Below are 5,353 nucleotides of genomic sequence, written 5' to 3' on the forward strand. Positions count from 1 at the left end.
ACAATAGCGTTTTGGACCCACCTGACCCCATGCCGAACTCAGTAGTGAAACGAAACAGCGCCGATGATAGTGTAGCATTTGCTATGTGAAAGTAGGACATTACCAGGCTCCCAATACAAGAAAGCCCGATTCACTGAGTCGGGCTTTTTTACGTCTGTAGAAAAGTGAAACTAAAGGTACGAGGTGCGAGGCGATAGGGGCTAGGAAACACGCAATAGAGGCGACTCTCAGCCAAGTGATAGTGTACTGTGACTCCTTATTGATGGTATCGCATTTGCTATGTGACTCTCCACCGCTGTGGCACCACGCCATTACCAGGCTCCAAATTAAAGAAAGCCCGATTCGAAAGAGTCGGGCTTTTTTACGTTTGCAGGAAAGTGAAACGCAAGGTACTAGGTTCGAGGCGATAGGGGCTAGATTAATTATGTTAATTGCTATTAATCTCTAATTTAATGAAAGAAGCATAACGTTATACTATTGGGACAGGAGTTGCTGCAAATTATTTTGGTTGTTGCTGCGGGTTTATAGTCGCTTTATTGTTGTTTTGCTAACACATACTAGCCGACGTTAACATGTGCCCGCACAGTGGCTAATAACCCTACTGTAGCAGATAAGACGGTTATGATAATAGTATTACAAACATGAAGTTTCTTGTTAACGCAATGGCTTCGCTTTGTAATTAAGCCCTTTCATCGGCGTTAGCAAAGATCAGTTATTTAATGTTTGTATTAGCGGTTAATAATTAGAATGCACCCATAGTGGCAATTAATACGCTAAATATGGAGTTTTTTATAAGTATTGCAGTTCACGGTGATAAGCAAGATCAAAAACGCCAGCGCAAGGCTGGCGTTTTAATGCGACTTAGTTTAACTAATTAAACTTTAGGGCCTGCATTTTTGATGTCTTCTGAAACATCGTATTTAGCGAAGTTTTCTGTGAAGTCTGCTGCTAGTTTAGCGGCATATTCTGCATACTTTGCTTTATCTTCCCAGGTATTAATTGGGTTAAGTAAGTTGCTATCTACACCTGGTACAGCCACTGGTACATCTAGGTTTAATACATCAATGTGCTGTGTTTCTACACCGGCTAACTTGCCAGATACAATCGCATCTACCACAGCACGTGTTGTTGGAATATCAAAACGCTTACCTGTGCCGTAAGGACCGCCGGTCCAACCGGTATTAACTAGGTATACTTTAGCGCCAAATTCACGTACGCGCTTCATAAGAAGTTCTGCGTATACGCCAGCTGGGCGCGGGAAGAATGGTGCGCCAAAACAGGTCGAAAATGTTGATTCGATATCGCTGGTAGAGCCAATTTCAGTTGAACCTACTTTTGCGGTGTAGCCACTTAAAAAGTGAAATGCTGCTGCTTCTTCAGTTAATACTGAAACCGGTGGTAATACACCGCTTACGTCACATGTTAAGAATACCACTGCTTTTGGCTCGCCAGCGCGGTTTTCTACTTTACGTTTTTCAACGTGCTCAAGTGGGTAAGCTGCACGGCTATTTTGTGTCAGGCTTGTATCATGAAAATCCGGTACGCGGTTTTCATCAAGAACGACGTTTTCTAGAATAGTGCCAAAGCGAATTGCATCCCAAATTACCGGTTCGTTCTTTTGTGAAAGGTCGATACATTTAGCGTAACAGCCGCCTTCGATATTGAAAACGCTGCCTGGTGCCCAACCGTGTTCATCGTCGCCAATTAAAAAGCGTGTTGGATCGGCTGATAATGTTGTTTTACCGGTGCCCGATAAACCAAAGAATAAAGCGGTATCGCCAGCTTCACCTACGTTAGCAGAGCAGTGCATTGGTAACACACCTTTTGCTGGAAGCAGGAAGTTTTGTACTGAGAACATCGATTTTTTCATTTCACCAGCGTAACGCATACCGGCAAGTAGCACTTTACGTTGTGCGAAATTGATGATGACGGTGCCATCGCTGTTCGTGCCATCACGCTCAGGATCACATACAAAAGAAGGTACATTCATTACCTGCCATTGTGGTAAGTTGGCGTTGTTATATGTTTCAGGTTGGATAAACATATTTTTAGCAAAAATATGGTGCCATGCCGTTTCAGTTGTAACCACGACTGGTAAATAGTGCTCTGGATCTGCGCCCACTTCAAGGTGAGAGATGAAATGATCATTGCTTTGCACATGTGCTTCTACACGTGCCCATAAAGCATCAAATTTATCTGCATCGAAAGGGCGGTTTACGTTACCCCATTGAATTTCATTTTCAGTACTTGATTCTTGAACAATAAAACGATCTTTTGGAGAGCGGCCAGTACGACGGCCAGTATTAGCAACGAAAGCTCCATTGGCTGCTAAAGTTCCTTCGCCGCGACGGATCGCGTGTTCGACAAGTTCAGCTGCAGTTAGATCGACAAAACGGGTAGCGCTTGAAGTCATGTTTATACCTAAATTGTGTGAGATTGAACGGGATAGCCCTGGGTCTGTTAACCTTTAAGCTGTAAATATAGTAACAGATGGATTGAGGATATTCGAGCCTCTGAACAGCTTAAAAACAACTATATTAGGTAAAAAAGGTGAATAATTTCAATGATACCGGTGTCATGAAATTACGCTTTTGCATGATACCGGTGTCATTTTTAGTGGAAAAAAAGCCACAACATTTGTGGCTTCTGTTATGAACGATTTTTAAGCAATGATTAGTTAAAAATACTTTTCACATCTTGTTCGTTAAAAATGTAATCTTTTAAGCAGTAATGGCAACTAATTTTAACCTCGCCATGCTCAGCAATATCGTCAAGTAGCGATTGTTGGCCCACATTAACCAATGCCGTTAGGGTTTTTTCACGGGTACAGCCACATTTAAACTTTATTGCCTGTGGTTCAAAAACACGAGGGTTATCTTCATGATATAAACGTGTCAGGATGGTGTGCGCATCAAGTTCTAACAACTCTTCATTTTTTATAGTGCTACTTAGCGCTTCTAAATGGGCAAAGTCAGTGATGGATTTTTGCTTATCGACAGGTAAAACCTGTAAAAATAGCCCGCAAGCTTTAGCGCTGCCTTCTGTGGTATCGGTGGCAAACCACAGGCGTGTTTTTAACTGCTCTGACTGTTCAAAGTAACTTTCAATACACTCACTTAATGTGTCGTGTTCAAGCGGCACAATGCCTTGATAACGCTCACCTTTGGTGGGAGTAATGGTAATTACCATATAACCTTGGCCAATGAGCTCTTTCACGGTTGAGCCTGTTACGTCGCTTTGTAAGCGAGCGATACCACGCATATTTTGTTTATCGTCACCATTAATTACCGCATATTTAACAGGGCCATCACCTTGTAGTTGCACTGCAATTTCGCCTTCAAACTTTAAGGTTGCGGTTAATAAGCAGGTTGCTACGAGTAATTCACCTAATAACGCTTTAACAGGCGCGGGGTAATTATGATTAGCAATCATTTCATTGTAGGCGTGGTCTATTTGTACGAGTTCGCCACGAACATCGAGATTGTCGAATAAATAACGGTGAAGTAAATCTTGTTGCATGAGCGACACTACCTAACTTGATTTTAGTTTTAAAAGTTCACGTCTTTGCTTTTTATCCGGCTTTCTTTCCGGATGCGGGGCAAAGAGGCTGTTATTTTTGCGCGCAATAGCATTTGCTTCGCGCTTAGCGATACTGGCATCAGATTCTTGATACAAGGTCTGTGCAATGGGGGCACTTTGGCGTTTATCAAGGATACCTAGTATGGTTACTATTTTTTCCTCAACACCTTGCGCTAATTTAAGCGTTGCGCCTATTTCAACTATCTTGCCTGCCTTAGTACGTTGACCATTATAATGTACTTTTCCGCCTTGCACCATTTCACGAGCCGCCGCCCGTGTTTTATAAAATCGAGCGGCCCATAACCATTTATCTAATCGCACTTTTAGTTCACTTTGATGCTCTAAACTTCGATTAGTACTCGCTTTTCTAGCCATAAAGCCCCCCTATAAATGTTTGCTTGCGGTTTTTAAAATTTACCACGAAATTAATTTAGGATGAAGGTATTACCCGCGCGTTTGTTTTTTATACAGTTAAAAAATTAAAGTTAACTTGTTTACAAAGTTTAATATTAGTGTGCTTGTTGAATGAAAAATGAAAAGGTACTATGGATGATGATTATGTAAAAAACTAAAACAAGAATACTATTTATGGAACAACACGTTCAACAGTTTAAACATTATTTAAGCCGCTTACCGCACGCTAAATTAAGTGCGGTGGTTACTTTATTAGTTGTTGTTTACATTGCATATTTACCATCAAAGTTAGTGTGGTTACTATGGCCAACGACTACCTCTGCTCCGTTAACCCCGCAATACCAGGGGCAGTCTGCCACAAAAGCGAATAATAATTTCACCCAGCAAATTATAGAGCAGTTTATTTTTGGTAAGGTAACTGTTAACAAGGAAAAAGTTCAACAGCAGGAAGTGGTTAATAATGCACCTGAGACTCGCTTAAGTATTAATCTGACCGGTATTGTTGCAGTCAGTAATGATGACCAAGCTGGCATTGCAATTATTGAATCACAAGGTCAGCAAAGTAGCTACTTAGTAGATGAGGCAGTGCAAGGAACGCGTGCTAAATTAGCGCAGATATTGCCTGATCGGGTGATATTATCGGTGAATGGTCGTTTTGAAACGTTAATGTTAGATGGCTTAGATTTTAGCAAAAAAGTGTCTATGCCTGTTTTAGCAGCACCGAGTGAAGCGACAATGGGACCACAATTATCAGCTGCTGAAAGCGAGCAAAAAATAGAGGTGACTGCCGATCCCGAAGTAAAACAGGCATTAATAGAAACCCGCGAAGAACTTTTAGATGAACCGGGAAAATTATTTGATTACATACGCGTTTCACAAGCGATGAATGATGGGGAACTTATTGGTTATCGCTTAAGTCCAGGTAAAGATCCTTCGCTATTTAAGCAAATGGGATTACAAAATAACGATCTAGCTGTTGCAATAAATGGCTATCAATTAACAGATTTAAAACAGGCCATGGCAGCCATCAACGAGCTGCGTAATAGTACAGACGCCACTATCACTATTGAACGTGATAATCAGCAAATAGACGTACAATTTAGTCTGCAATAACTAAGCATTGGAGTTTCAACATAATGGTTCAGACGCTACACCTCAAAAAAATTAAAAAAGGGTTAGCTAAGTACGCAGCACTTTTTCTAGCAGCGAGTATTTCGTTTTCTGTTGCCGCAGTGCAGTACGCTGCAAACTTTAAGGGCACCGATATTAATGAGTTTATTAATATTGTTGGCAAAAACCTCAATAAAACTATCATCATTGACCCTAACGTACGTGGCAAAGTAAATGTGCGTAGTTACGA

General features: G+C 41.2%; 4 protein-coding genes, 1 rRNA gene and 1 pseudogene. 3 read left to right on the forward strand and 3 right to left on the reverse strand.

All coding sequences use genetic code 11. The features are described from left to right. Positions 1-108, forward strand: a 5S ribosomal RNA gene (gene rrf / locus ABYB02_RS14230); the annotation flags it as partial. 766 nt (positions 109-874) lie between these two features. Here the strand turns inward: rrf and ABYB02_RS14235 are convergent. The 3 genes from ABYB02_RS14235 to hslR form a co-directional block, all read right to left on the reverse strand. Next, a complete protein-coding gene (locus ABYB02_RS14235) occupies positions 875-2,413 on the reverse strand; it encodes a phosphoenolpyruvate carboxykinase (RefSeq protein ID WP_372763076.1) in 1,539 nt (512 codons plus the stop codon). A 260-nt stretch (positions 2,414-2,673) separates the two neighbouring features. Next, entirely contained in the window at positions 2,674-3,519 is an 846-nt protein-coding gene (hslO, locus tag ABYB02_RS14240; protein WP_372763077.1) for an Hsp33 family molecular chaperone HslO, read from the reverse strand. Between the two features lie 12 nt (positions 3,520-3,531). Continuing rightward, complete coding sequence (gene hslR, locus ABYB02_RS14245) at positions 3,532-3,954, reverse strand: ribosome-associated heat shock protein Hsp15 (RefSeq protein WP_372763078.1); 423 nt, start codon at positions 3,952-3,954, stop codon at positions 3,532-3,534. Between the two features lie 213 nt (positions 3,955-4,167). On the opposite strand from hslR, the gene gspC reads away from it, so the two are divergent. After that, positions 4,168-5,106 (forward strand): type II secretion system protein GspC, encoded by a 939-nt coding sequence (gene gspC / locus ABYB02_RS14250; RefSeq protein ID WP_372763079.1) that lies wholly within the window; start codon positions 4,168-4,170, stop codon positions 5,104-5,106. 23 nt (positions 5,107-5,129) lie between these two features. Continuing rightward, positions 5,130-5,353 (forward strand): annotated as a pseudogene (locus tag ABYB02_RS14255) (type II secretion system protein GspD); the annotation flags it as partial.

This window comes from Pseudoalteromonas sp., assembly GCF_041613455.1.
Taxonomy (GTDB): Bacteria; Pseudomonadota; Gammaproteobacteria; order Enterobacterales; family Alteromonadaceae; genus Pseudoalteromonas.

Excerpts from the sequence above, each read along its gene's own strand:
- gspC (WP_372763079.1), top strand. The coding sequence starts at position 4,168 with ATGGAACAACACGTTCAACAGTTTAAACATTATTTAAGCCGCTTACCG.
- hslO (WP_372763077.1), bottom strand. The coding sequence starts at position 3,519 with ATGCAACAAGATTTACTTCACCGTTATTTATTCGACAATCTCGATGTT.
- ABYB02_RS14235 (WP_372763076.1), bottom strand. The coding sequence starts at position 2,413 with ATGACTTCAAGCGCTACCCGTTTTGTCGATCTAACTGCAGCTGAACTT.
- hslR (WP_372763078.1), bottom strand. The coding sequence starts at position 3,954 with ATGGCTAGAAAAGCGAGTACTAATCGAAGTTTAGAGCATCAAAGTGAA.